Raw genomic sequence first — 23,381 nt, 5'->3', positions numbered from 1 at the left:
ACTCCATCATCGTGCGAATTATCCCGTGGTCTACTCTTGGCCGTCAACGGACTCTTCAAAGATGGCCAGACGACGGAAGAGCCGCGGACGGTCAGTCCGCGGCTCTTCCGTCGTGGTCAGGGCGACGCCAAGCTTTCCCCGAAGTGCTAAGCGTTGGCCTTGATGGCCGCTGCCAGGACCTCGAGGCCGTCCAGGAGCAGTTCGTCGCTGATGACCAGCGGCGGCAGCAGACGGATCACGTTGCCGTAGGTACCGCAGGTCAGGATGATGACGCCTTCCTGGAGGCACGCGGCGGCAACAGCCTTGGTCAGTTCCGCGTTCGGTTCCTTGGAGCCGGCCTGGACCAGTTCGATCGCCAGCATCGCACCGCGCCCACGGACGTCGCCAATGACACCACCTGCAGAAGGATCAGCAGCGAGCTCACGCAAGCGGCCGAGTGCGACTTCCTCGATGTGGCGGGCGCGGGCGTTGAGGTCGTGCTGTTCCATGGTGCCGATCGCCGCAAGAGCTGCAGCACAAGCAACCGGGTTGCCACCGTAGGTGCCGCCGAGGCCGCCCGGGTGGACGGCGTCGAGCAGGTCTGCGCGGCCGGTGATCGCGGACAGCGGGAGGCCGCCGGCAATGCCCTTGGCCATGGTGATGATGTCCGGGACAACGCCCTCGTGGTTGACGGCGAACCATTCACCCGTGCGGCAGAAACCGGACTGGACCTCGTCGGCAATGAAGACGATGCCCTTGTCCTTGGCCCATGCGGACAGTGCCGGCAGGAAGCCCTCAGCGGGAACAATGAAGCCGCCCTCGCCCTGGATCGGCTCGATGATGATCGCGGCAACCTGGTCGCCGCCGATCTGCTTCTCGATCATGGTGATGGCACGCTTGGCGGCCTCGGCACCGGTGATCTCCGGGTTTTCCTCGCGGAACGGGTAGCTCATCGGCATGCGGTAGACCTCGGGCGCGAACGGGCCGAAGTTGGTCTTGTACGGCATGGCCTTGGCGGTGAGCGCCATGGTCAGGTTGGTGCGGCCGTGGTAAGCGTGGTCGAAGGCGACGACGGCGTCACGGCCGGTTGCCAGGCGTGCCACCTTGACGGCGTTCTCCACTGCTTCAGCGCCGGAGTTGAACAGCACGGTGCGCTTCTCGTGGTCGCCCGGGGTGAGGCGGTTCAGCTGCTCGGCGACGGCAACATAGCCCTCGTACGGTGTGACCATGAAACAGGTGTGGGTGAAGTGCGCTGCAGCGTCCTGGACGGCGGCGACGACGGCGGGATCCGAGGCGCCCACGCTGGTGACAGCGATGCCTGAGCCGAGGTCGATGAAGGAGTTGCCGTCGACGTCGCGGATGATGCCGCCGTCGGCGTCCTCAACGTAAACGGGCACGCCCGAGGACACACCAGCCGCGACGACGGCCGCGCGGCGCTCGTTCAGGGCCTGCGACTTGGGGCCGGGGAAGGCGCCGTTGATGCTGCGCCTCTGGTCCAGGCGGTAGGTGATTTCATGTGCTGTTGCGGTCATGATGGTTCTTTCTTTCTTATGCTTACCGTGTGTGGGCGTCGGGCGTTATATGCCTGAGTTAGGCATCAAGGGCGGACATGACGTGCTTGATGCGCGTGTAGTCCTCGACGCCGTACATGGACAGGTCCTTGCCGTAACCGGACTGCTTGAAGCCGCCGTGGGGCATCTCAGCGGTCAGCAGGATGTGGGTGTTGATCCAGACCGCACCGAAGTCCAGGTCGCGGCTCATCCGCATGGCGGTGCCGTGGTCCGTGGTCCAGACGCTGGATGCCAGGGCGTATTCGACGTCGTTGGCCAGCTCGAGTGCCTCGGCTTCGGTGGTGAACTTCTGGACGGTGATGACGGGGCCGAAGGTTTCCTTCTGGACGACGTCGTCAGTCTGCTTGGCGCCGGTGATGATGGTGGGCTCGAAGAAGAAGCCCTTGTCACCTGCGCGGTGGCCGCCGGTTTCGATCTTGCAGTTGGCCGGAAGGTGCTCCACTACCGAGTTCACGGCGTTGAAATGGTTCACGTTGTTGAGCGGGCCGAAGTAGTTTTCCTCGTCGTTCTGCGAACCGGTGTGCAGCGTCTTGGTGTGCTCCACCATGGCGGCAACCATGTCGTCGTGGATGGAGTCCTCGATCAGCACGCGGGTGATGGCCGTGCAGTCCTGGCCGGCGTTGAAGAAGGCGAATTCGGCGATGGCCGCTGCGCTCTTCTTGATGTCGGCATCCTTGAAGACGATGGCCGGGGCTTTGCCGCCGAGCTCCAGGTGGGCGCGCTTGAGTCCCTTGGCCGCCCCGCTCGCGACGGCAATACCGGCACGTACGGAACCGGTGATCGAGACCAGGCCAGGGACCTTGTGCTCGACCATCATCGAGCCGGTGGCCGCGTTGCCGAGGACCACGTTGAGAACACCGGCCGGGAAGATCTCCCCCGCCAGGCGGGCCAGGACCAAGGTGGATTCCGGAGTGGTATCGGAGGGCTTGAGAACAACGGTGTTGCCTGCTGCGAGGGCGGGGCCGATCTTCCAGATGCCCATGAGGAACGGGTAGTTCCACGGTGCAACCTGGGCCACGACGCCAATCGGTTCGCGGCGGACGTACGAGGTGTGCCCCTCGAAGTACTCGCCTGCGGACTTGCCTTCCATGATGCGCGCAGCCCCGGCGAAGAAGCGGAGCTGGTCTGCGCCAGCGGCAACTTCCTCGGATGCAATGAGGGCGCGGACCTGGCCGGTGTTGCGGTGCTGTGCCTCAACGAGCTCGTCGCTGTTGGCCTCGATGGCATCAGCGAGCTTGAGCAGCATGAGCTGGCGCTGGCCGGGCGTGACGTGCTTCCAGGACTTGAAGGCTTCCTTCGCCGCGTTCATGGCCGCATCGACGTCGGCCGCCGTGGAAATAGGCGCCTGGGCGACAATCTCCCCGTTGGTGGGGTTCACGATGTCGAGCAGTTCGGTGCCTGCCGGCGTGACGAACTCGCCGTTGATGAAGTTCTGCAAGGTTTGGACCACGGTGTACAACCTCTTTCGGTGTCTAGGCATTGGTTGCAGCTGCTCCGAGCCTATGCCAGCACCCCGCAGCGCGGAATAGTCAGGTGCACACCCCGACCACCCCGACTTAGTGCGAATGACCAGTGCCGGGATATCCTTTTTGGCATGGCAATGTCACTCGCCGCGCTCGTCGCCGTCCCCTCTCTTCGGCTCCGTAAAGCCGGCCTCGCGGAAACCACCTGGAACGAAGATATCCGTTGGGTGGCCGTGACCGAGCAGGAGGATCCCCAACGCTTCCTCAACGGCGGCGAGCTGATCCTGACCACCGGCCTCAGGCTCAACGGGGCCGCGGAACAGCGCCGCTTCGTGCGCCAGGTCCAGCGCGCGGGAGCCGTCGGCATCGGCTTCGGCACCGGGCTGACCCACGAGGCCATGCCCCCTGCCCTCATTGCGGAAGCGAACCGCTGGGGCCTGCCCCTCGTCGAAGTCCCGTACGAGACCCCTTTCATCGCCATCGGCAAACTCGTGGCCGATTCCCAATCCGCTGACCACTACTCGAAGCTGGAGCGACTCATCGCGGGCCACCAGATCCTGGCCCGGGCCTTGCTGACCGGTGGCGGACTCGGCGAGCTGCTCAAGCAGTTGGGCAGCATGCTCCGGACCGACATCGCCCTCACGCAGTTCAGCGCCCAGCTCTACAACAGTGTGGCCGGCAACCCCGCACCGACGGCTGACGACTGGGCGTCCTTCCCCATCCCGACAGGCCGCCGCGACGCCTGCACCCTATGGATCAAGCAGCCCTTCGGCGACACCGGGATTGTCAGTTATGCGCAAAACCTGATCAGCGTGGAACTCAACAACATGGTCAAGCAGCGCCAGAGCCAGCGGGCCTTGGCGGGCCAGGTGCTGGACGACGTCATCCACGGAACGCTGGACACGGTAGAGGGCGCCCGCCGCCTGGCCGGCGTCGGAATCAACAGCACACGCAAGAACGTGGTGCTGCTGGTGGTCTCCGCAGCGCACCACAAACAGCTCGGCAGCACCTCGCTGCCGCAGTCGCTCGACCGCGGGGTGACCGCCGTCGTCGGGAAGGACCTGGTGACGGTAGTGCCCGACGACGGCAGTTCCGCGAGCGCGCTCGCGAAGGACCTCAGTGATCACCTTCTGGAGGCGGGGATCCATGCGGTGATCGGGATCGGCGGCGCGTACACCAAGCCGAACGGCGTGCGCTGGAGTTACTTCGAAGCGCGCGACGCCGTGGCCCACGGCCTGCCCGTCAACGAACCGGAGCGGCTCAGCCTGACCTCGCTGTTGCTCGCGAGCGAGGATGTGCCGTTGGCCGATATGGCCAGCGAAGCCCTCACTCCCCTGCGCAAGTTCGACGCCGCGCACGGCTCGGAGCTCGTTTCGACCCTGGAAAGCTACCTCAACCACAATGGTTCAGTGGCCGCCGTCGCAGAAGCCCTGACCCTGCACCGCAATACGGTCCGCTACCGCTTGGCGCAAATCACGGACCTCACCGGCTATGACCCTGCCCAGACGCCGGACCGGGTGCAGTTGTGGCTTGCCCTGGCGGTGCAACGGCTGGGAGCGCGCAACCCGCGCTGAGGGTTCTTCGCGGCCGGCCGGCCCAACTAACTCGCATTTGTTGTCGTTTTGAGGGCTGAAAACGACATTTACTGCGAGTCAGTTGGGCTCCCACCGCGACGGGGCCTAGCGGAAGATGTCGGCGGCAACACCCATGATGATCCTGTCCCCAGGGGTCGACTTTTGCAGGAAGTCCACAACCGCCCAATCGTCCAGCGAGATGCACCCGGCGGTAGGCACTTTGTTTTCGTGCAGGAAGATGGCAAATCCGGCGTCTTGGACGATTGGAGAATCAGGGGGACGGTTGTAGTTGATGACGGCCCCTTGCCGGTAATCATGCTGCGGGCGCGTAGCGAAATACCACATGTTCTCGTCATAACCCACCCACGAGCTGGATTCGAAGTACGTGTTGTAGTTCCCGGTCCATGGATTTCCACCCCAGCGCGAACCGGGGTTCAGCGTGCGGTACGGAAGGGCCGTCCCCGGATTACCCAGGCCGAACGCCTCCGTGACAGAGAACGAGCCGGTGGGCGAGTAGTTGTAGCGGGTAGGACCCGAGGGAACTCCGGGTGGCTTGAACCCGCTGGCGCCCACGAAACCGCTCGTGGTCCACTCGGCCACGTACGTTCCTGCCACCCGCTTGCAGTACGCAACTCCGGCGAACGATTGCCCGTAGGCGGCGGTATATACCAAGGTCACGTGGTTGGCGTTTCCAGAGGAGTATTTCACTCGGCCGTCGTTCAACCCCGTGCACTCACTTTGCCTGTAGTCGCGGGTAGCGGCCGGCGTCCACGTCAGGAACCCGCCCTGGAAAGCTTGGACACATTCACCGTTGACGCACGTCTCCGGCGTCGCCGGATAGCCGAGGTAACTCAGATGCCAGCCCATTTGTTCGTACTTGGCTTTGATGGCTCCCCGAACAGGCTGTGCCCCTGTGGCCGGCGACCAGAAGATGAGGCCGCCTTGAAACCACTCGTAGCACCCGCCGTCGCGCTGGCCGCACACCTCGCCCCCCAAGGGATAGCCAAGATAGCCGCCTGTCAGTCCGCCCATGTTGTCGTACTGGGAACGGATGCCGCCGTTGACGCCATTCGCCCCGGTCTGCGGCGACCAGTAGATGACGCCGCTTTGGAACTGCTGAAGGCAACCGGATGCTGGCTGGCCGCAGATTTCGTCGGAAACAGGATAGCCAAACCGTCCGTTTTCGAAGCCCGCACTGGCCCATGCAGAGCGAATGCCGCCGTGGCTTGTCCGCGCCCCGCTGGCCGGTGACCAGATGATGGCTCCGTGCTGATACATCTGGTAACAGCCGCTGGCCTTGAGTCCGCAGGTCTCGCGGGTTGTCGGATACCCCAGCCAGCCAGATTCAGCTCCGGCCGCAGCATACGTTGCGCCAATAGCCCCTGGTGTCCACACTCCGGCCGCTCCCGACGCCGAGCTCCACAGAACTCTCAGATTCCCGAAGCTCTGCTGGCACCCGGCGTTCACCAGATCGCATAGTTCCGGGCTCGTGGGGTACCCCGCCTCGGCGTAGCCACCATACAAGCGGAACAGGGAGTCGCCGATGCCACCCTTGGTCCAGACAGTCTGAGGACCCCCGGCAGGGCTCCACGTGATATCCAAACCACTGGAGAACTTCTGATAGCAGCCATTGCTATCGCATTTTTCCTCGCCGAGGGGATAGCCGAACGCGGAAAGCTGTCCGCTTGCGTGCCACTGGGGCCCCGTCTTTCCTGCCGTGAGCAGCACAGCGTGAGCACCAGTGAGCGCCGTGTAATAGATTCGTCCGCCGGCAAACAACTGAACGCAAAGGAGATCCTGGTCGCACGATTCGTCCGCTGTAGCGGCCCCCAAAGGTCCCGCCGCACCGCCCAATAGCTGCCATTTGGCCGCGATCGCTCCTGTAGGAACGATGTCGACGGCGGTCGGAGCGATGTTCGGCGGGGCTGCGGGCGCTGCGTCCCGGGTCGGAGCGGGCGCGGGCACCGAGGAGGGCGCCGTTGGAGCCGTCGCAGGCGGAGTTGTCGTCGCCGGCGTCCCCGTCGGTTCCTGAGCCGGGGCCGTGCCGTTGCTCGGCTGAGGGGCAACGGTCTCGGAAGGTGCGGGAGACGTTGAAACGGCGGGAGAACGCGTCGGAGACTCCACTGCTGGGAGAGCGACGGCGGTTGCCGCCGTGGGCGCGAGCCCGGCCGCGACAACTGCGGTCAGGACAAACGTTGCTAAGACACGGATAGCCCCGGTGGCGCTGTTTCCCGTCACTTTGAGACCACCGCATCACACGTGGAGCCGGCAGGTGCCGCCTGGGCGACTTCTGCTGCGCGGACTTCCGTGCTGGCGCCGGCAGCGACTTCCTTCTCGATCATCGCGTGCCCGGCCACGCTGCTTGTCGTTCCCACGGCGATCGCGATCGTGTACTTCGCGGATGCCGTTCCGGTGTTGTGCAGCGTCCCGGAGAAAGACCAGATGCCGTGAGCGTCGGCCGCACATTGCACATTCTTCAGCGCATCAGTGACGAGAGAATCCGGCGCGGATACGCTCGGCGCGGGCGACGGCTGCGAAGGAGTCGTCGCGGGCGCGGAAGGTGGTGCGGCGGCGCTCGGAGGTGGTGCTGACGACGGCGCGCCGCAAGCGCCAAGAGTAAAAATTCCGACGGCAGCGAGCACGACAGTAAAGGGCCAGTTCTGCATTCTTCCCCCAAAAAATGTTCATAACCTGCCCAGAACCGTGTTCCTGGCCAGCAACAGTTGCGAGACTACCAGCGCCCGGACTTCAACCGGGAGATTTCCACCACAAAACTTCCCGCGCCAAACATCAAACGTCTAACCTTTAAGCATGGCCTCAACTCACCCGACTCCCCACGCAACGGAAGCAACAACTGTGCCCACCAGCGGCGGTACGGTGGCGCCGAAATCCCGGGTGGTCGCCGTCGTCGGGATCATCGCCGTCATCTTGATCGGCCTTAACCTGCGCGCAGGCATTACGAGCGCGGCGGCGCTGTTCCACGATCTGCAGGCTTTCCTCGGCTACGGGGCGCTTGTCGCGTCGATTCTTCCGTCCATCCCCTTGCTGTGCTTCGCCGTTGCAGGACTGGGCACTTCGTGGCTTTCACGGCGGATCGGCGTTGAGAAGTCGATCTTCGTGGCGCTGGCAATGCTGGCGGCCGGGCTCCTGGTCCGCAGCGTCCCCGCGACCGGCGCCCTCCTCGCCGGAACAGTGCTGGCGATGTCCGGCCTGGCGGTGTGCAACGTGGCCATGCCCTCTTACATCCGCGAGCACTATGCAAGCAAGACCTCCCTGATGACCGGCCTTTACACGTTCACGATGTCCGGCGGTGCCACCTTCGCTGCAGCGGTCAGCGTCCCCTTGGCGCAGCAACTGGGCTCGCCGTCGATGGGACTGGCGGCGTGGGGCCTCCTTGGCGTCGCCGCACTTCTTGGTTTCCTCCCGATGGTCCTCCACACCCATAGCACTACACGGAAGGCCAACCAGGAGCGCGTATCCATGTGGCCCCTCCTGCGCACCCGGTTGGGATTCCTCATCACATCCATCTTCACGTTGCAGGCCCTCCTGGCGTATGCCGTGATGAGTTGGTTTGCATACATCCTGACAACCCAAGGACTGAGCGCCTCCGAGAGCGGCCTGCAGTTCGGACTCATGCAGCTGGTTTCGGTGGCCGCCGGCATGATCCTCCTGGCCATTGGCTCTCGACCCGGCATGATGCGGCCGGCTCTGTACCTAGGTAGTGGGACCACCCTTCTGGCGATCCCCGCGATGCTGTTGCTCCCGACGTCGTTCGCCTCGGTTCCCGCCGTAATGTTCGGTTTCGGTCTGGGCATCTTCCCGTTGGTCCTGGTGATCATCAGCCGCAGCGGGCGTACGACGGCGGAGACCACCGCCATGTCCACCGTCGCACAGTCCGTGGGGTACTTGATCGCGGCGTTGGGACCGTTCGGCATGGGCCTGCTCCATAGTGCCACCGGAGCTTGGACCCTCCCCCTCTCGCTCCTTGCCGTGGCGGCCCTGGCCCTCATGGTCACCTGCCACCAGCTGACCAGCAAACGCACGCCGATCAAGGCCGGACCAAGGCCCGTGGCATGAGCCTGACACCTTCGCACCGGCCCGCCTTGGCCGAGGAAGTCACCAGGCAACTGCGCGGCATGATCCAGTCCGGAGAGTGGCCGCTGCAGGAGAAGATTCCGGCCGAGCCGGAACTCATGGCCTCGCTCGGAGTCTCGCGCGGAACACTCCGCGAAGCCATCAAAGCCTTGGCGCACAGCGGCATGTTGGAGGTCCGCCGCGGTGACGGCACTTATGTCAGGGCCACGAGCGAGATCTCCGGCGCAGCCCAACGCATGTACAAGGAACATACGCAGGAGCACGTAGTCGAGGTCCGGGTGGGGCTCGACACCCAGGCCGCCCGGCTGGCCACGAAGCATGCCACGGCCGAGGACATCGCCGCCATGCGGGCCCTTCTCCAACTACGCCACGACGCGTGGCTCGCCGCCGACTACCCAGCCTGGGCCCGGGCCGATTGGGACTTCCACGAACGGGTGGCGCTGGCTTCGGGCAACCCGTTGCTGCACCAGTTGTATGTGTCCTTCGGCGGGGTCTTCCACGACGATCTCCTGCGCCAGCAACGCAAGGCCGGCTTCAACGGCATCCCGCACGAAGGTCACGACGAGCTCGCCGACGCCATCGAAGCACGCGACCAGGCCGCCGCCGTCGCGAGCGTCTACCGCAACCTGGACTTCTCCGCGGAATGGATCAACAGCTGACGCCGGCTCACCTATGACCGGGTTTTGAGCGACGCCCGAAAGTTGTCAAGCTGTGTGGAGTCACTGGGCTAGTTTTTGGGGTGTTTTGGTCTGGGGGAGGTTGATCCCGGCGTATGTGGCGGGGGCCGGTGTGGTGGGTCGGCGGCGGAATCTTCCCGGGTGTCGTTCGTAGTAGTCCTGGTGGACTTTGTCTCGCTTGGTCCAGAGTTCTTTCCACGACCCGTCGTGGACCTGTGATGGTGAGAACAGTGCGATGCCGGAGTGTTTGTGATCGGTGCTGTACCAGTGCACGTAGCAGGTGAGGTACTCCCTGGCGGCCTCGAGATCGTTAAAGATCCGGGGGTAGCCGGGCCGGTATTTCATCGTGCGAAAGCCTGACTCCGAGAAGGGATTGTCGTTGGAGACGTACGGGCGGTTATGGCTGAGTTCCACGCCGTGGGCGGTGAGGGTGTCACGGAGCAGGGTTGATCTCATGGCCGGGCCTGAATCGGCATGCACGATGCGCGGGGCGCCGTGCCGGGCGATGGCTGTCTTGAACATCTGCGCGGCGAGGTGGTCGGACTCGCGTTCCTCCACCCGCCAGCCGACGATTTCCCGGGAGAAGATGTCCATGATGGAGTACACCTTGAAAACCTTGCCCTGCCACTTGGCATAGATGTCGGTGATGTCCCAGGACCAGACCTGGCAGGGTCCGGTGGCCTTGACCACCGGCTTTTCAGAGGAACCACGCGTGCCCCAACGCTTGCGCGGGATGGTTGGGCGGGCCTGCTGGTCCTCGTAGTCTGCCGCGATCCGCCACCACGAGCGGTTGGAGGCGAGCAGCTCGCCGTTGTCCCAGGCTGTGGCGAAGGCATGGTCAACGGAGTTGCCCTTCTCCCAGCTGGCCAGGATGAGCCCCAGGATCCGGTCCTGATGCGCGGAGCTGATCCGGGATTCGTAGGCCCGGTCGCTCTGGTGGATCGGGTGCTGCACCGCCGGACGGGGATTGGACCGGTAATGCCAGGTCCCGCGCGAGAGGCCCGCCAGCTTGAGCGCTGTCCGCTGGGAGCCGATGATCACATGCAGTTCCAGGACCAGAGTGTTCTCGGCCGCTATGAATCGTTGTGAGCGCTCGTCGGGGTTGTATCGGGCTCTGGCACGCTCAACTCGTGCAAGAGCCCGATAGCTTTTCCCAGCGCGGAATTCGTGTCCTCCAGCTCCTGCACCCGCTTCTGGAGTTTTTCGACTTCGGCACGGTGGGCAGCCATTTCCTTCGCGCGTGCTTTTTCAAACGCGGAGAGTTCACGATTCGTCGGGACCATGCCTCCATGCTCCCGCGGAATCAGGCCACGGTCGATATCGCCCTGGACCATCATCTTGCGCCACCGGCGGAACGTCCATTCCGAAACGGACGTCGAGGCCATCCATTCCTTCCTCGACCCGTGCGGCTGCAAATAGTACTCATGCATGAACTCACGGATCTCTTCACGCGTAAAACCCTTGTTATCAACGGCCATCGCCGGCTCCTTCAATCAAAAGGTAATGAATGACTCACAACCAGCTTGACGATGAGGGGCCCGCTCACATATGACCGGGTTTTGAGCAACGCCCGCTCACTTATGACCTGCTTTTCCCGGACCCTCGCTCACTTAGGCCGGAGCGGCGCGCGTCAACTCAACGCCGGCATCGGCTGCCTCGCGGAAGAGTGCGTCGATGAGCACCACGTCGCGGCCGGCACGATGCAGCAGGCTTGCGGCGACGCTGGCCCGGTAGCCGGAGGTGCAATGCACCCAGATCCTGGAGTCCGGCAGTTCGTCCAGCCGGAGCAAAAGCTCGTGCAGTGGAACGCTCGCCGCGCCTTGGACGTGGGACGCGGAAAATTCCTCGGTTCGGCGCACGTCCAGCACCGTCTCACCGGGGGTTCGGTCGCGCACCAGCCCGAACCAGTCGGTGACCGGGTACTGCACCAAAGACGCGCCTGGCGCCAGAGCCCCAATATCCCCGCCGACGGCGGCATCCGGGGAGTCGAATCCGATCCTTGCGAGATCGCGGATGGCCTTTTCGACGTCGTCACGGTCGCCCAGCAGGGTCAGCGGCTGATTCCAGGGCAGGACCCAACCGAGGTAGCTTGTGAAGCTCGATCCCGTCCCGTATTCAAAGGCCACGCTGCCGCGCAGGTGGCTCGCCGCGAAGGCGACCCGGTTGCGCAGGTCCACCACCCACTCCCCTGCCTCGAGCCTGCGCTCCAGTTCCGCGGATTCCAGAGATTCCGGCACGTCGAGCATCGCTGGGCCCGGGCCCAGGGCGTTGAGTGGACTCATGTGCGCGTAGTAGCTCGGATAGGCCGTGATATTCGCCAGGAGGTGCCTGACAAAGTGGTCTTCGTCCGGGTCGGTGAGCGCATGGTTGGTGGCGGCTTGCTCCCCGATCGTCGATGCGGGAATCCTGCTCGCGGGACCGATGGAGCAGAACGAACCGAAGCCATGGGTGGGGTACAGGATCGCGTCCGGTGCTGCCTCAGCCACGAGCCGCCGGACTGAGGCATACTGATCATGGGCCAGCCCGGCGGTGTCCTCCGCGGTAATCAAATCAGTTCGGCCCACAGAACCGTAGAGCAGGCTGCCACCAGAGAACACGGCTTGCCGGACGCCCGCACCGGCGTGAGGGTCCGAAACGACATAGGCCAGGTGGGTGTGCGTGTGCCCAGGGGTCGCTATGGCTTTGACGGAAAGTCTGCCTACTTTGAAGGTCTCCTCCGGGACAACGGGCTCACGCGCAAACGCCACGTTGTCCGCCGCATTCACCAGGTAGCGGGCGTTGTGTTCCCGGGCAAGGGTCAGGCCACCCGTGAGGTAGTCGTTGTGAAGGTGGGTCTCAGCGACATGCGTGATGGTCACGCCGGCGTTTCGGGCTGCCATTTCGACGCGGTCGGTATCACGCTGGGGGTCGATCACGAGCGCCACCGTGCCGTCGTGAACGAGGTAGCTGCGGTCCCCCAATTGGGTCGTTTCGACGACGACGACGTCCATGCGGAGAGTCTAACCCCGATAGAGAGCAACGCGGGGTCACTTAGCGCCCATTCCGATGCTCCGGATGGGCGCTAAGTGACCTCGCGTTGTAGGAGCTAGACCTGTGCCGCCACGCCGTCGCGGGAAATGTCCACCATGTCTTCACGCGGTACAACCTTGATGCGTTCGCGCTTGACCTCGACGCCGTGCGAGGTGCCGGCCTCGGAAGCGGCGGCGCCAAGGGCAAGCTCGTGGGCGTCCAGTGCCAGCCAGCCCTCCCAGCTGGTGAACTTCACGCCGCGGGCGTCCAGGAGCTCGACGACGGCGTCCGCCTCGGGAACTGCGGCGACCGGCAGGTTTTCGCGGTCTTCGAGGAGGTACGTGACCGTCTCCAGGGCGTCACCCTTGGTGTGGCCGATCAGGCCGACAGGGCCGCGTTTGATCCAACCCGTGGCGTACAAGCCAGGAACGTGCTCGCCGGAAGCGTCAAGCACGCGGCCGCCGTCGTTCGCGACGACCCCGCGCCGGTGGTCGAACTCTACGTCCGGCAGTGCGGAACCGAAGTAGCCGATCGCACGGTACACGGCCTGGACCGGGTAGTCCACGACCTCGCCGGTACCGCGCGCGTTGCCGGTTCCGTCCAGTTCGGTGCGCTCGAACTTGATCGCGGCAACCTTGCCGGGGGTCTCTGCGGAGTCCACGATCTCCACCGGGCTGTGCAGGAAGTGCAGGTGCAGCCGGCGGGAGGCTTTGAGCTCGGAGAGGTCCTCGGGCTGCTCGGCGATCCAGTTGGTGAGGGTGCCCACCATGGTCTTGGTCTGGTTGTTCGTCTGGATCTGGCGGTCCGACTCTTCGTCGAACTCGAAGTCCTCGGCGTAGAGGATGATGTCCACGTCCTTGGAGTGGGACAGTTCGCGGAGCTCCAGCGGGGTGAACTTCACCTGCGCGGGACCGCGACGGCCGAAGACGTGCACGTCCGTGACCGGGGAAGCCTTGAGTCCGGCGTAGACGTTGTCCGGGATTTCGGTGACCAGCAGGTCGTCGGCGTGCTTGGAGAGGACTCGGGCGACGTCGAGCGCCACGTTGCCGTTACCGAGCACGGCCACGGAGGTGGCGTCGAGCGGCCATTCGCGGGAAACGTCGGGGTGTCCGTCGTACCAGGAGACGAAGTCGGCGCCGCCGAAGGAGCCTTCCAGCTCGATGCCGGGGATGTTCAGGTCCGCGTCCTTGATGGCGCCGGTGGCGAAGATCACGGCGTCGTAGTGGGTGCGCAGGTCTTCGATGGAGATGTCCGTGCCGTAGTCGACGTTGCCGAAGAACCGGATGTCGCCGCGGTCCAGGACCTTGTGCAGGGCGTTCACGATGCCCTTGATGCGAGGGTGGTCCGGGGCAACGCCGTAGCGGATCAGGCCGTAGGGGGCCGGGTAGCGGTCGAAGAGGTCGATGCTGACCGTCAGCTCGCCGCTCTTGACGGCCTCGCTCTTGGTCAGGATGTCAGCTGCGTAGACGCCGGCCGGGCCGGAGCCGACGACGGCGACGCGCAGCGGACGTGCGGCGGTTCCTACGGTGGTGCTTGATGACACGGCTGTGTTCCTTTTCAGTGTGCTTCCCAACTAGCTCGCATTTGTTGTCGTTTTGAGGGCTCATAACGACAACAACTGCGAGCTAGTTGGGTGAGGGGCTAAGGGGTAACGACGCGGGGCTTGTTGGGGGTCAGGGTGCTGTAGTCAGCGGTCTTGAAATGTTCGGGGGCAAACGGGCTGACACGGACGACATCGCCGATCACAATCACTGCGGGATTTGCGACGCCGGTTGCCTCGGCTTGGTCTGCAATGGTTGCCAAAGTGCCGATCGTGACGCGCTGTTCGGGCATGTAGCCGTTCTCTACGATACCTACTGGCGTGTCCAAGGGCATTCCGGATTCCGCGAGGGCAGCGGCGGATTCGCGGAGTTTGGCGACGCCCATGAGCAGGATCACGGTGTGGTCAGGCCGCGCCGGGACTTCGGACAGTTCCTCGTGGCCGGTCACCACGCTGAAGCCCTTCGCAAGTCCGCGGTGCGTCACGGGAATGCCGGCTGCCGCCGGTACGGAGATCGCCGACGTGACACCGGGAACCACTTCAACCTCGACGCCGTTCTGCCGGCAGAATTCTGCTTCCTCGCCGCCGCGGCCCAGGACGTAGGGGTCGCCGCCTTTGAGTCGGACCACACGGTGGCCGGCCAGGGCTTCCTCCACCAGGATCCGGTTGATCTCCAGTTGCGGCACGGGGTGGTGGCCGGGAGTCTTCCCGACTTCGATCACGCGGACGTCCGGAGCGTGTTCCTGCAGCAAGTCGCGCGGTCCGAGGCGGTCCGCGACGACGACGTCGGCCTGGCCCAGCAGGCGGCGGCCGCGAACGGTGATGAGGCCAGAGTCACCGGGGCCGCCACCCACGAGGGCGACGCTTCCGGTCGAGGCACGACGACGGCGGAGGGGCAGGTCTCCCGTCTCAAGCGCGGTGGCAACTGCGTCGCGCAACGCCATGGCTCGGCGGGGGTCTCCCCCGGCGTTGATGGCGATCTTCACGTCGTCCACAACGGCGACGGCGGGGGTCCAGGCTGCCGAGGATTCGTGGTCCGAGGCGTTGACGCACCAGATGCGCTGCGCCTCGGCGTCGGCGGCTACCTGGGCGTCCACGGCTGCAACGCCGGTGGCCGTCTGGACGAACCACACGCCGTCGACGTCGGAGGAAAGGTAAGTGCGCGGCTCCCAGGTGAGCAGGCCGGAGGCGGCGAGTTCGCGGAGCGCGTCAGAGGCAACGGGGGCCACCACGGTCACCCGGGCGCCGGCGTCGAGCAGTCCCTTGGCGCGTCGCGCGGCCACGGGTCCGCCGCCCACCACCAGCACCGGGCGGCCAAGCAGCCGCAGGGCTGTGGGGTAGATGTCCTGTATTGCCATGAAAAAACTGTAGGGCCGGGCCGTAACATGCTTCAAAGGTCCGGAAACACCAGTTCACGCTAGGTAACCCGGCGTCACATTACGCCTAAGCGCTGGGCGCCTCCCAGCCGATCGCCGGAGCCACGTATTTGGCGATGTTACCCAGCAGCTTGATGTTGTATTCCACCCCTAGTTGGTTGGGCACGGTGACCAGCACCGTGTCCGCAGCCTGTACCGCGGCGTCCTGCGCGAGTTCCTCGGCCAAAGCATCGGGTGGGCCGACGTAGCTCTTGCCGAACCGCGACAAGGCACCGTCGAGCATGCCCACTTGGTCGCGGTTATCCACCTGCGCACGGAGCCCGAAATAGTGTTCGTCCTCGGCGTCAACCACGGGAATGATGCTGCGGCTGACCGAAACGCGCGGCTCAAAACCGTGTCCTGCGGCTGCCCAAGCCTCGCGGAACATGCTGATCTGTTCGGCCTGGAGTTGATCGAAGGGAACCCCCGTGTCCTCGGTGAGCAGGGTGGAGCTCATCAGGTTCATGCCGTGTTCCGCAGCCCAGACCGCGGTCTTGCGGGTGCCGGCGCCCCACCAGATGCGCTGCGGCAGCCCGGGCGACGTCGGCTGGATCGGCAGGAGGCCACGCCCGCCGCCCATGAAGGAAGGATCGGCTTCGGCCACTCCATGGCCTGCGATGGCGTGCCGGAATACGGCCGTGTGGCGGCGGGCCATCGCGGCGTCGTCCTCACCCTCGGCCGGGGCGTAGCCGAAGTACCGGGCGCCGTGCAGGGCCGGCTCGGGTGAACCACGACTGATGCCCAACTGGAGCCTGCCTTGGCTGATGAGGTCAGTGGCCGCGGCTTCCTCGGCCATGTACAGCGGGTTTTCGTAGCGCATGTCGGGGTTGTAACGTTGGGTGCATGAAGACTGTAGCGGCGTACGTACGCATCTCGATGGACGCCACGGGTGAACGGTGGGGCGTCGAGACTCAGCGCCGCAAGATCGCGGAGTTGTCCAGCGCCCGTGACTGGAAGATCGTGGAGTGGTACGAAGATAATGATGTTTCGGCTTCGAAGCCTCGTGGGCCCAAATCGGATTGGGCACGGATGCTTCACGACGCCGAGTCGGGACGGTTCGAACTGGTCGTCGCCGTGGACATCGACCGGCTACTACGCTCGACACGCGACATGAACACGCTGATGGACACAGGCGTCAACGTGGCCACGGTGGACGGAGAGATCGATCTCTCGACGGCGGACGGCGAGATGCGCGCAGGGTTCCTGACAATCATGGCCCGATTCGAGACTCGCAGAAAGTCCGAGCGTCAGCTGCGGTCGAATGCCCGGCGACGCGCTGAAGGGATTCCTGGCTCGGCTTGGACCGCATTCGGCTGGACGAAGGACGGCGAGATCATCCCCGAGCAGGCGGCGGCGGTCCGGGGAGCCTTCGACGCCTTCCTCGGGATGCCGTCGCTGTCCATCCGCCGCATTCGGGAAGATCTTAATGCTGCCGGGCACCGCACGGCCCGCGGCTCTGAGTTCTCCATCGACGCGGTGCGCTACCTGCTGGCGAACCCGCTCTACGCTGGCTTCATCAAGAAGTACTCGACCGGTGAGCTGTTCCCGGTCCAGGGAGAGGCGTTCCCGCCCATCGTCAGCGAGGCGATGTGGAGGTCAGCGGTGGCGAAGCTGGAGGACAATGAACGGCGGGCAGCGAGGCAAGGCAATGCCCCGAAATACCTGCTGTCGTCTGTCGGCCTGTGCGGGAAGTGCGGGGCGACGCTCGTCTCCGGGAACAACAGCCGTGGGGTCGGCACATATAAGTGCGGCGAGCACTTCCACCTATCGCGACAGCGCGATGCCGTAGATGCGATGGTCGTTGAAGCCGTGCTCACGCGGCTCTCGGCGATGGATGTTCATGATCTAATCGCACCACAGGAAGACGAGGCCATCGACCGCGAGGCGCTGCTGTCGGAGCGCAAGGCCCTCGTTGAGCGCATCGAGGAGCTGACCCCGCTGCTCGCTGACGTGCGTCAGCCGGTCAAGAACATCACTGAGGGGCTCGGGTTGGCCCAGGCGCGCATCACCGAGATCGACACTGAGCTGCTGGACAGCACGCTGTCGCCGTCCGCGGACCTCCTGGTCGGCATCGACGATCCGGTCGGCACCGCTGAGCGCCTTCAGACAGTCACGCGGAAGTGGGAGGCGTTGGACATGGACCGTCGTCGGTTGCTCGTGGACGAGCTGGTTTCGGTGACCATTGAGCCGATCCGGCCCGGGCACGTGAAATTCGACCCGGACCTCATTCGGATAGAGACGCGTCGCAACTGACTCAAGACTCGACCGGACTTTGTCGTGGTAAGTCCGGTTGTGAGAGAATCGTTGCAGACATCGCTAGAGGTCGGCGTCAGCCCGGTTCGCCACCGGGTTTCCACCTCGCTCATGGCATCTCGGGTGGCGACAGACCGAGGTACAGGGAGACCGCAACCACCGGTCGAACTGAAAGTAGTCCAACGCAACGGGGATCGGTCCGCCCTCGTTGTCGGGAGTGGAGCGGAAAGCTCCTCCCGTAAGGACTCTCGTGATGTCTGTCGTTATCGACGCTCCCCGTGCATCCGCGCCGGACCGCCTTGGTCAGGACCAAGGCTCGGTCTCCATTCAGAAGGTTGACGGCCTGGATCCCGTCATCGCCGCTGCGCGCGCCGCTGGTCGCCTGGCCGGTGAGCGACTCGCTCGCACGCCCCTGACTCCGCGCCAACGCGCCGTGGTGGCTTCCGTGATGGGGGGTGCTCGATGAGCGCCAACGCCGCCGCATTCCGCCACGTCGAAGGCTTCCGCTGGCGTCAGGGCGATCCCTCCCTTGCCGACACCGAGGCCCGTCTCTACGACCTCGGCGTACTCCGGTCCGTGCTCAATGAGGTTGTCGAGATGGCCGTCGCCGATGCCCGCGCCGACGGCGTGACCTGGGTCAAGATCGACGACGCCCTCGGCGTCACGCACCAGGCTGTCATCAAGCGCTACGGCAAGGGTGGTGGTCACCGATGAGCACGACGCCCAGCACCGGCAGCATCGCTTCCACCACTCCGCCCCCCGCTCAGGAGGGTCTGGCCTGGCACGAGCGCAGCGAACTGCCCGCTAATGTATCCGCCCGAAAGGGTCTCGTAGGATTTTTGCTTCTATTTGGTCCCTACGGGTGCGGCAAGGGCTTGTCGATTGCCGCACCATGCAACGAAATGCCTGGTATCTCAGGCTTTCTGGTTTCGGTGCCCCGCGTGAATCCGCGGGGTCCTTTAGGGGCTCATTTGGGGTTCAATAGGGGGTCATTTAGCGGCACCTTTCCTATTGACGGCACCACCGCCCAGGCTCTAGGTGGTGGTAGCCGTGGCTAGGGAGGAGAACAACCCCACCAGCATCGCCATAACGCAATTCCTCGATCCGGCGTACTGGTCGTGGGCTGTAAACGATGCGAACGGTGCCGCGCTGCTCCAGCGGGGCGCTAAGGCGATCCTCGCGTACGTCGTGCAGCGCCTCGAGGCAGACGGCCGCGAGGTGGAGGAAGCCTGCGGGATCATCCATGACAAGGACTTGCGCGAAGTGTGGAGTGACGTACAGAAGGCGCTCGTCGTCGAGCTGAAGCCTACCCATATCCACGGAGTGATCAAGTTCGTCAGTCGCGCTAAGAGTGCGCCGATACCTCGGCTCGCCGACGTCATCGGCATCGAACCGCAGTACGTCGAGAAGCCGGGCCCTGGGCGGTACGCCTACGACAACATGCTCTCGTACCTGACGCACGCGAAGTACCCCGAAAAGTACCAGTACGCCCCCACGGAGGTCGTGACGGTGCGCGGTCCCGACTACTTGGGCGTCGACGCAGAGCGGCGCGGGGCGTGGCTGAAGGGGCGCGCTCACGTGAAGAAGAAGCGCGTGGCCGAGGACTTTGAAGACATGCGCGAGCGGGTGCTCCAGGGCGAGATCACCCGCGATCAGATCATGCTCACGGATGGTCTCTTTGATATCTACTCTCGGCACACACGGGAGATCGACGACGCGCTGTCGGCCTATGGCCAGCGCCGCGCATACCGAGCGGCGGCGAAGTTGCGCGCGGGCGAGTTCTCGACGCAGGTCGTGTTCGTTTACGGCGTGGCCGGAGTTGGCAAGACCCGGTTCGCCAGCGAGTTCATCTCGGCTGCGATTACGGCTGCCGAGGCGCATGGGGAGAGGTGGCAGATCTATCGGGCGGCGACCTCGAACCCTCTGGATGATTGGCGCGGAGAAGAGGTCCTGCTGCTGGACGATCTGCGGGCCTCGGCCATGGACGCGAACGACTGGTTGCTCCTTCTCGATCCGTACAACGCATCCCCGGCGAAGGCGCGCTACAAGAACAAGGGGGAAGTTGCCCCGAGGCTGATCGTGATCACCGCGACCATCGAGCCGGTGGAGTTCTTCTTCTACGCCCGCCAAAAGGGCAGCGTTGACGAGGCTTTGGACCAATTCATCCGCCGCCTGGCGTCGGTCGTGAAGGTATTCCGCGAGGACGACATCCTGCGCTACCTCGTGCAGCACATCGGGAAGGTCGAGCCGTACGAGTGGCATAAATGCACGCTGGAGGCCGGCCAACATAACGGCGGCGTCCCGGGGAACATTTATCACCGGCAGGCGCCGTACGCAGCGCTGACCTACGGGCCGGAATCCTCTGTGGAGCATGCCGCGGATGATGCCGTCGACGCGTTGCTGGGCGGGCTCGCTGAGCACAGCCGGGATGTGCCGCTGGCACTGCTCGCAGGGGCTGCGGCATGAGCGCCTTCGACGGCCAGCACCGGCCAATCTGTCAGGGCTCCAGTGGAGCCCTGACAGATTGGTGGATCGAGGCGCCTAGCGCCGAGGATGCCCCGCGCAGCGGCCCCCGGAGGGCCCCGGAACCCTTGGAGCGCAGCGGAAAGGTGTATGGGGCTACACTTCCGGCTCTGCCGTTTCTGAAGTGCGGTGCAGAGGCTCCGTTCATGGGTGCAGGGTCCCATGAACGGAGGGGCAACGGACTCCAGAAACGGCATCCCCGCGGGAACGCCGCCGGAGGCTTCACCGGAGCTACGCGGAGGTGGTCACTTTGACCTGGACTGTCACCTACGATGCTTCCCCGGAGGCGAAGGTCAAGGCCGCCGGCTCCCACGCGGTGGGCCGCGACCGCCACCTCGGTAGGGGTCCGGATCTTGCGGCTGGCTTCGCCTTCGGGCACCGGAATCCCAACATCGATCTGGCCCGGTCGGCGATGAACGTCTCGTTCGTCAACGACGGCGGCGGCGGCTTCCGCGTACCGGTTGTTACAAAGGACCCGATGGGTAGAAACAGGCCTCCCAGCGCCGAGTTTGCCGACTACCGAGAAACCAGACTCGCGCAGGTGAGGAAGCCGCTGCGCAAAGATGCGGTCGTGATGCGCGGCGTCATGCTCCAGCTCGACCCGAGGTATTTCGACGCGCACTGTCCTGATTGGCGTGCTACCGGGCTCAGCGATGAGGCACAGCGATTCATTTACGCCCAGCTCCAATGGGCCTGCGCCGAATTCGGCCAGCGCAACATCGTCGGTGGGTCCCTCGACCTGGATGAAACCAGCCCGCACCTGCAGCTGGCGATCGTGCCGGTTACAGACGATGGCAGGCTCTCACAGAAGGACTTCTTCAAAGGGCCCTCGCATTTCAGGAAGCAACGCAAGGAGCTCTGCGACGTGCTCGAAAAGGCCGGGTACGAGCCTCAACGCACGCCGACCGCAAGGTCGACCGTGCGGACCTCCAGTGCGGATTACGCCCGCACGGCGGACAAGACAAGAGCCGCTCTCGCTGTCGCCAAGCGTGACACCGAGAAGCTCTGGAAGGAGCGCCAGCAGGTCCGTGGCGAGAAGGCCCGGCAGAGCGAGATTGCCAAGTCCATCCAATCCGACAGGGAAGATCTCGATGCGGAACTGGAAGAACTGCCTCGCCTGAGAGGCAAGGCAAAACGGGATGCGATGGCCGAGGCGAGGACAGATGCCCGCCAGGAGGTCACAGATGTCCTGCTCGCGGCTCAGGAGCGGGAACGGCGGGCGACTGCGGCCGAACAGGCTCATAGGATCGCTGTTCGGGACCTGCTGGCCCTGCGCAAGCAAATCCAGCAGCAGCTCGACGACAACCCGGCTCCACCGAGTTACGACGGCATGCGCCGCGACATCCTCGGAGCCCAGTCACACGTGTTCGTGAAGTTCCTCAAGACTACGAAGCTCAAGGACGGCACAACTCTCATGGACAGGGCCGAGGGTTACGCACGCAAGGAGTTCGCTGCGCACCAGCGCCGCGATAGCGACGCTTTGGGCCGGTACAGCGGCCCCAGCTATGAGCAGTGGAAGGTCCGGAATATGGAGATGCAGAGGAAGATCGACGCGGCGAAGTTCTCCGGCCAAGTTGCCGACATGCATCGCCAGCACGAAGGTCCCGAGAGGTGATACGCCCAGTCTCCATGGGGAGCACCAACAACAGCTGACAGCAAAAACGAATACGAAGGCAGGCGACCGGTACCTGATGCAAGCTTCATCAGGTACCGGCAGCCGCCGCACCTCACCCTGCCGTGTCAGAGAGTTGGGTAGCGTCGAAGATGTCGAAATGTTACTAGAGCAATTTATGTTGGTTTACGAGTCTGCCTTGTTAGCGCCTTGCAGGTGTGGCCAATTTCGTGAAACTCCCACCGGCATACTCGCCTCATGGCATCTCTAATTCACCCACGCACCGGCCGGCCCTCGAAGGGCAAGCGCCATACATTCACCGTGAAGCTCGATATGGATCGGGCAGTAAAGCTCGTCCAGATTCTGAAACTCGTTGACATGAACGGCATTGCGTATCTCACGCCGATCATAGAAGCGCACCTCGACGCCATCGACCTCGATCAGCTCCGCAACCCGCCACGACGGGGTCCGGCAGCCATGATGAAGAACAGCACGACATCAACCTCCGGCACGCTGTGAAACGAAAGCTCACTGAGGGAGAGAAACTCCGGCGGGCTCAAATACTTGCCCGGAAGATCAATCTGCTTTTGGACGCCATCGTTGATCAAGGGGGGCGGCCCTACGACTACCCGGCGATCGAGGCCGCCGCTGAAAAGACCGGCTACTTCATATCCCGCACCCGCTGGTCGATGCTGAAGAACGGCCAGCTTCAGGTAGTCCCTGACGCGTGCCTCTGTGCCATCGCCACAGTGCTCGGCGTGGACCCTGAGTACTTGCTGCGAGAGGACGCAAAGCTTCCCCCGCAAGTGGAAGTGATGCTTCCGCAGGTGCGGATCAAGAGGCTCTATGAGGTACGCGATTTCGCCACCAAGGCCCTGGGCAGACTCGATCCTGAAGGGCTCAGGGCAATAACGACGATCCTCGACCAGGCTGTGCAGAGGAGGATCGACGCCGCGAGATTCTCCGGGCGGGTTGCCGGCACGAGGCAGCAGGACGAAGGTCCGTCGTACGCATCTCCGAAGCTAGACGGCCGCCGCGTGGCTTTACGGGGCCGCGTCCTCCCCGCCCAGCACGCCCGTGCCACGACACAGGCGGCACGACACGGTCTTTCTTTGAGCGAGTACCTCGCCGCACTGATCGACCGAGACAGCGGCTTGCCCACCCGGCTTGATCAGGGACCGGAAGCCCCCACTCCCAGAGCATCCTCGTAAAAACGCAAGACCCGCATCGGCGGGCCTCGTTCCAAGGTTGCCTAAGTGGCGTCTACGCTGTAGCGGCCCCCATCGGCGGGGTGCGGGCGGCTAAAGGGTTTAGCGATAACGAAATTCCGGCAAAGACGAACAGCGCAGGAAGTAATCGGCGGCTGTCACGAAGTTGCCCTTAGCCCACTGCCAAGGGCTAGAGCCCGTGCGTAAAGTTGTCGCCCCTACGGGCCGATTGCAGCGCCGACACCAGTCGGCTGGCGTTGGCGGGGGAGCTTAGCAGGTAGCTTGTCTCTACCAGTGCGTCGAACTCGTCCTTTGCCATCAAGACCGCGGATCCACATTTGGACACGATCTCGATCTCGGTGCGGTCGAGGTTGACCCGGTCAATGAGACGGCCAAGCTTCCGGGGGCCTCGCTTGTTGACACTGCCATCTCTGCCTCCTGGGTGTACGAGACATCGTAGTA

Annotated in this window: 19 protein-coding genes and 2 pseudogenes; 10 read left to right on the top strand and 11 right to left on the bottom strand. The window is 64.3% G+C overall.

Annotated features, from left to right (window positions below; genetic code table 11):
• Positions 1 to 146 precede the first annotated feature (146 nt).
• Together gabT and ACSVHC_RS15745 are read right to left on the bottom strand one after the other, a co-directional pair.
• The gene (gene gabT, locus ACSVHC_RS15750) at positions 147 to 1,511 is read right to left on the bottom strand and encodes a 4-aminobutyrate--2-oxoglutarate transaminase (protein ID WP_437771147.1); all 1,365 of its coding nucleotides are present in this window, start codon (positions 1,509 to 1,511) and stop codon (positions 147 to 149) included.
• Between the two features lie 58 nt (positions 1,512 to 1,569).
• Positions 1,570 to 3,000, bottom strand: a complete 1,431-nt coding sequence (locus ACSVHC_RS15745; RefSeq protein WP_437771148.1) for a gamma-aminobutyraldehyde dehydrogenase — start codon at positions 2,998 to 3,000, stop codon at positions 1,570 to 1,572.
• A gap of 144 nt (positions 3,001 to 3,144) precedes the next feature.
• On the opposite strand from ACSVHC_RS15745, the gene ACSVHC_RS15740 reads away from it, so the two are divergent.
• On the top strand, positions 3,145 to 4,587 hold the full coding sequence (locus ACSVHC_RS15740) for a PucR family transcriptional regulator (RefSeq protein WP_437771149.1): 1,443 nt from the start codon (positions 3,145 to 3,147) through the stop codon (positions 4,585 to 4,587).
• Positions 4,588 to 4,692: 105 nt separating this feature from the next.
• Here the strand turns inward: ACSVHC_RS15740 and ACSVHC_RS15735 are convergent, their stop codons facing one another.
• Together ACSVHC_RS15735 and ACSVHC_RS15730 are read right to left on the bottom strand one after the other, a co-directional pair.
• Positions 4,693 to 6,825, bottom strand: a complete 2,133-nt coding sequence (locus ACSVHC_RS15735; RefSeq protein ID WP_437771150.1) for a hypothetical protein — start codon at positions 6,823 to 6,825, stop codon at positions 4,693 to 4,695.
• A complete protein-coding gene (locus ACSVHC_RS15730) occupies positions 6,822 to 7,253 on the bottom strand; it encodes a hypothetical protein (protein ID WP_437771151.1) in 432 nt (143 codons plus the stop codon). Before ACSVHC_RS15730 ends, ACSVHC_RS15735 begins: the two co-directional genes overlap by 4 nt.
• 145 nt (positions 7,254 to 7,398) lie before the next feature.
• On the opposite strand from ACSVHC_RS15730, the gene ACSVHC_RS15725 reads away from it, so the two are divergent.
• Positions 7,399 to 8,664: an MFS transporter gene (locus ACSVHC_RS15725; protein ID WP_437771152.1), complete on the top strand. Its 1,266-nt coding sequence runs from the start codon at positions 7,399 to 7,401 to the stop codon at positions 8,662 to 8,664.
• A complete protein-coding gene (locus tag ACSVHC_RS15720) occupies positions 8,661 to 9,341 on the top strand; it encodes a FadR/GntR family transcriptional regulator (protein WP_437771153.1) in 681 nt (226 codons plus the stop codon). The genes ACSVHC_RS15725 and ACSVHC_RS15720 overlap by 4 nt, the downstream gene beginning before the upstream one ends.
• 60 nt (positions 9,342 to 9,401) lie before the next feature.
• On the opposite strand, the gene ACSVHC_RS15715 is transcribed toward ACSVHC_RS15720, so the two are convergent.
• The 6 genes and pseudogenes from ACSVHC_RS15715 to ACSVHC_RS15690 form a co-directional block, all read right to left on the bottom strand.
• The gene (locus ACSVHC_RS15715) at positions 9,402 to 10,400 is read right to left on the bottom strand and encodes a transposase (protein WP_437771022.1); all 999 of its coding nucleotides are present in this window, start codon (positions 10,398 to 10,400) and stop codon (positions 9,402 to 9,404) included.
• Positions 10,401 to 10,432: 32 nt separating this feature from the next.
• The gene (locus tag ACSVHC_RS15710; protein WP_437771023.1) at positions 10,433 to 10,837 is read right to left on the bottom strand and encodes a hypothetical protein; all 405 of its coding nucleotides are present in this window, start codon (positions 10,835 to 10,837) and stop codon (positions 10,433 to 10,435) included.
• 132 nt (positions 10,838 to 10,969) lie between these two features.
• Positions 10,970 to 12,349 carry an MBL fold metallo-hydrolase gene (locus ACSVHC_RS15705; protein WP_437771154.1) on the bottom strand — a complete coding sequence of 460 codons (1,380 nt, stop codon included), beginning with the start codon at positions 12,347 to 12,349 and terminating at the stop codon, positions 10,970 to 10,972.
• Positions 12,350 to 12,444: 95 nt separating this feature from the next.
• The gene (locus tag ACSVHC_RS15700) at positions 12,445 to 13,911 is read right to left on the bottom strand and encodes an FAD-dependent oxidoreductase (protein ID WP_437771155.1); all 1,467 of its coding nucleotides are present in this window, start codon (positions 13,909 to 13,911) and stop codon (positions 12,445 to 12,447) included.
• Between the two features lie 98 nt (positions 13,912 to 14,009).
• A complete protein-coding gene (gene cobA / locus ACSVHC_RS15695; RefSeq protein ID WP_439181111.1) occupies positions 14,010 to 15,266 on the bottom strand; it encodes a uroporphyrinogen-III C-methyltransferase in 1,257 nt (418 codons plus the stop codon).
• A gap of 85 nt (positions 15,267 to 15,351) precedes the next feature.
• A pseudogene (locus ACSVHC_RS15690) lies at positions 15,352 to 16,146 on the bottom strand (LLM class flavin-dependent oxidoreductase); the annotation flags it as partial.
• A gap of 20 nt (positions 16,147 to 16,166) precedes the next feature.
• Here ACSVHC_RS15690 and ACSVHC_RS15685 point away from each other — a divergent pair.
• The 7 genes from ACSVHC_RS15685 (at position 16,167) to ACSVHC_RS15655 (ending at position 22,922) form a co-directional block, all read left to right on the top strand.
• The gene (locus tag ACSVHC_RS15685) at positions 16,167 to 17,576 is read left to right on the top strand and encodes a recombinase family protein (RefSeq protein WP_439181110.1); all 1,410 of its coding nucleotides are present in this window, start codon (positions 16,167 to 16,169) and stop codon (positions 17,574 to 17,576) included.
• Positions 17,577 to 17,829: 253 nt separating this feature from the next.
• A complete protein-coding gene (locus ACSVHC_RS15680) occupies positions 17,830 to 18,042 on the top strand; it encodes a hypothetical protein (RefSeq protein WP_439181109.1) in 213 nt (70 codons plus the stop codon).
• Positions 18,039 to 18,290, top strand: a complete 252-nt coding sequence (locus ACSVHC_RS15675) for a hypothetical protein (protein ID WP_439181108.1) — start codon at positions 18,039 to 18,041, stop codon at positions 18,288 to 18,290. Before ACSVHC_RS15680 ends, ACSVHC_RS15675 begins: the two co-directional genes overlap by 4 nt.
• 327 nt (positions 18,291 to 18,617) lie before the next feature.
• Entirely contained in the window at positions 18,618 to 20,042 is a 1,425-nt protein-coding gene (locus ACSVHC_RS15670) for a Rep family protein (RefSeq protein ID WP_439181395.1), read from the top strand.
• A gap of 307 nt (positions 20,043 to 20,349) precedes the next feature.
• Positions 20,350 to 21,714, top strand: coding sequence for a plasmid recombination protein (locus ACSVHC_RS15665; RefSeq protein ID WP_439181107.1), 1,365 nt, complete (start codon positions 20,350 to 20,352; stop codon positions 21,712 to 21,714).
• 255 nt (positions 21,715 to 21,969) lie between these two features.
• Positions 21,970 to 22,230 (top strand): hypothetical protein, encoded by a 261-nt coding sequence (locus tag ACSVHC_RS15660; protein ID WP_439181106.1) that lies wholly within the window; start codon positions 21,970 to 21,972, stop codon positions 22,228 to 22,230.
• On the top strand, positions 22,227 to 22,922 hold the full coding sequence (locus ACSVHC_RS15655; RefSeq protein ID WP_439181105.1) for a hypothetical protein: 696 nt from the start codon (positions 22,227 to 22,229) through the stop codon (positions 22,920 to 22,922). The genes ACSVHC_RS15660 and ACSVHC_RS15655 overlap by 4 nt, the downstream gene beginning before the upstream one ends.
• Positions 22,923 to 23,109: 187 nt before the next feature.
• Here ACSVHC_RS15655 and ACSVHC_RS15650 read toward each other — a convergent pair.
• Positions 23,110 to 23,310 (bottom strand): annotated as a pseudogene (locus ACSVHC_RS15650) (type II toxin-antitoxin system Phd/YefM family antitoxin); the annotation flags it as partial.
• Positions 23,311 to 23,381: the final 71 nt, after the last annotated feature.

The organism is Arthrobacter sp. KNU-44 (genome assembly GCF_051843155.1).
Classification (GTDB): Bacteria; Actinomycetota; Actinomycetes; order Actinomycetales; family Micrococcaceae; genus Arthrobacter.
Note: the sequence above shows the minus strand (reverse complement) of the source record. Positions and strands in the feature narration are given on the sequence as shown.

Coding starts and splice junctions, on each gene's coding strand:
- gabT (WP_437771147.1), bottom strand. CDS start 1,511: ATGACCGCAACAGCACATGAAATCACCTACCGCCTGGACCAGAGGCGC.
- ACSVHC_RS15740 (WP_437771149.1), top strand. CDS start 3,145: ATGGCAATGTCACTCGCCGCGCTCGTCGCCGTCCCCTCTCTTCGGCTC.
- ACSVHC_RS15730 (WP_437771151.1), bottom strand. CDS start 7,253: ATGCAGAACTGGCCCTTTACTGTCGTGCTCGCTGCCGTCGGAATTTTT.
- ACSVHC_RS15725 (WP_437771152.1), top strand. CDS start 7,399: ATGGCCTCAACTCACCCGACTCCCCACGCAACGGAAGCAACAACTGTG.
- ACSVHC_RS15720 (WP_437771153.1), top strand. CDS start 8,661: ATGAGCCTGACACCTTCGCACCGGCCCGCCTTGGCCGAGGAAGTCACC.
- ACSVHC_RS15710 (WP_437771023.1), bottom strand. CDS start 10,837: ATGGCCGTTGATAACAAGGGTTTTACGCGTGAAGAGATCCGTGAGTTC.
- ACSVHC_RS15705 (WP_437771154.1), bottom strand. CDS start 12,349: ATGGACGTCGTCGTCGTCGAAACGACCCAATTGGGGGACCGCAGCTAC.
- cobA (WP_439181111.1), bottom strand. CDS start 15,266: ATGGCAATACAGGACATCTACCCCACAGCCCTGCGGCTGCTTGGCCGC.
- ACSVHC_RS15685 (WP_439181110.1), top strand. CDS start 16,167: ATGAAGACTGTAGCGGCGTACGTACGCATCTCGATGGACGCCACGGGT.
- ACSVHC_RS15680 (WP_439181109.1), top strand. CDS start 17,830: ATGTCTGTCGTTATCGACGCTCCCCGTGCATCCGCGCCGGACCGCCTT.
- ACSVHC_RS15675 (WP_439181108.1), top strand. CDS start 18,039: ATGAGCGCCAACGCCGCCGCATTCCGCCACGTCGAAGGCTTCCGCTGG.
- ACSVHC_RS15660 (WP_439181106.1), top strand. CDS start 21,970: ATGGCATCTCTAATTCACCCACGCACCGGCCGGCCCTCGAAGGGCAAG.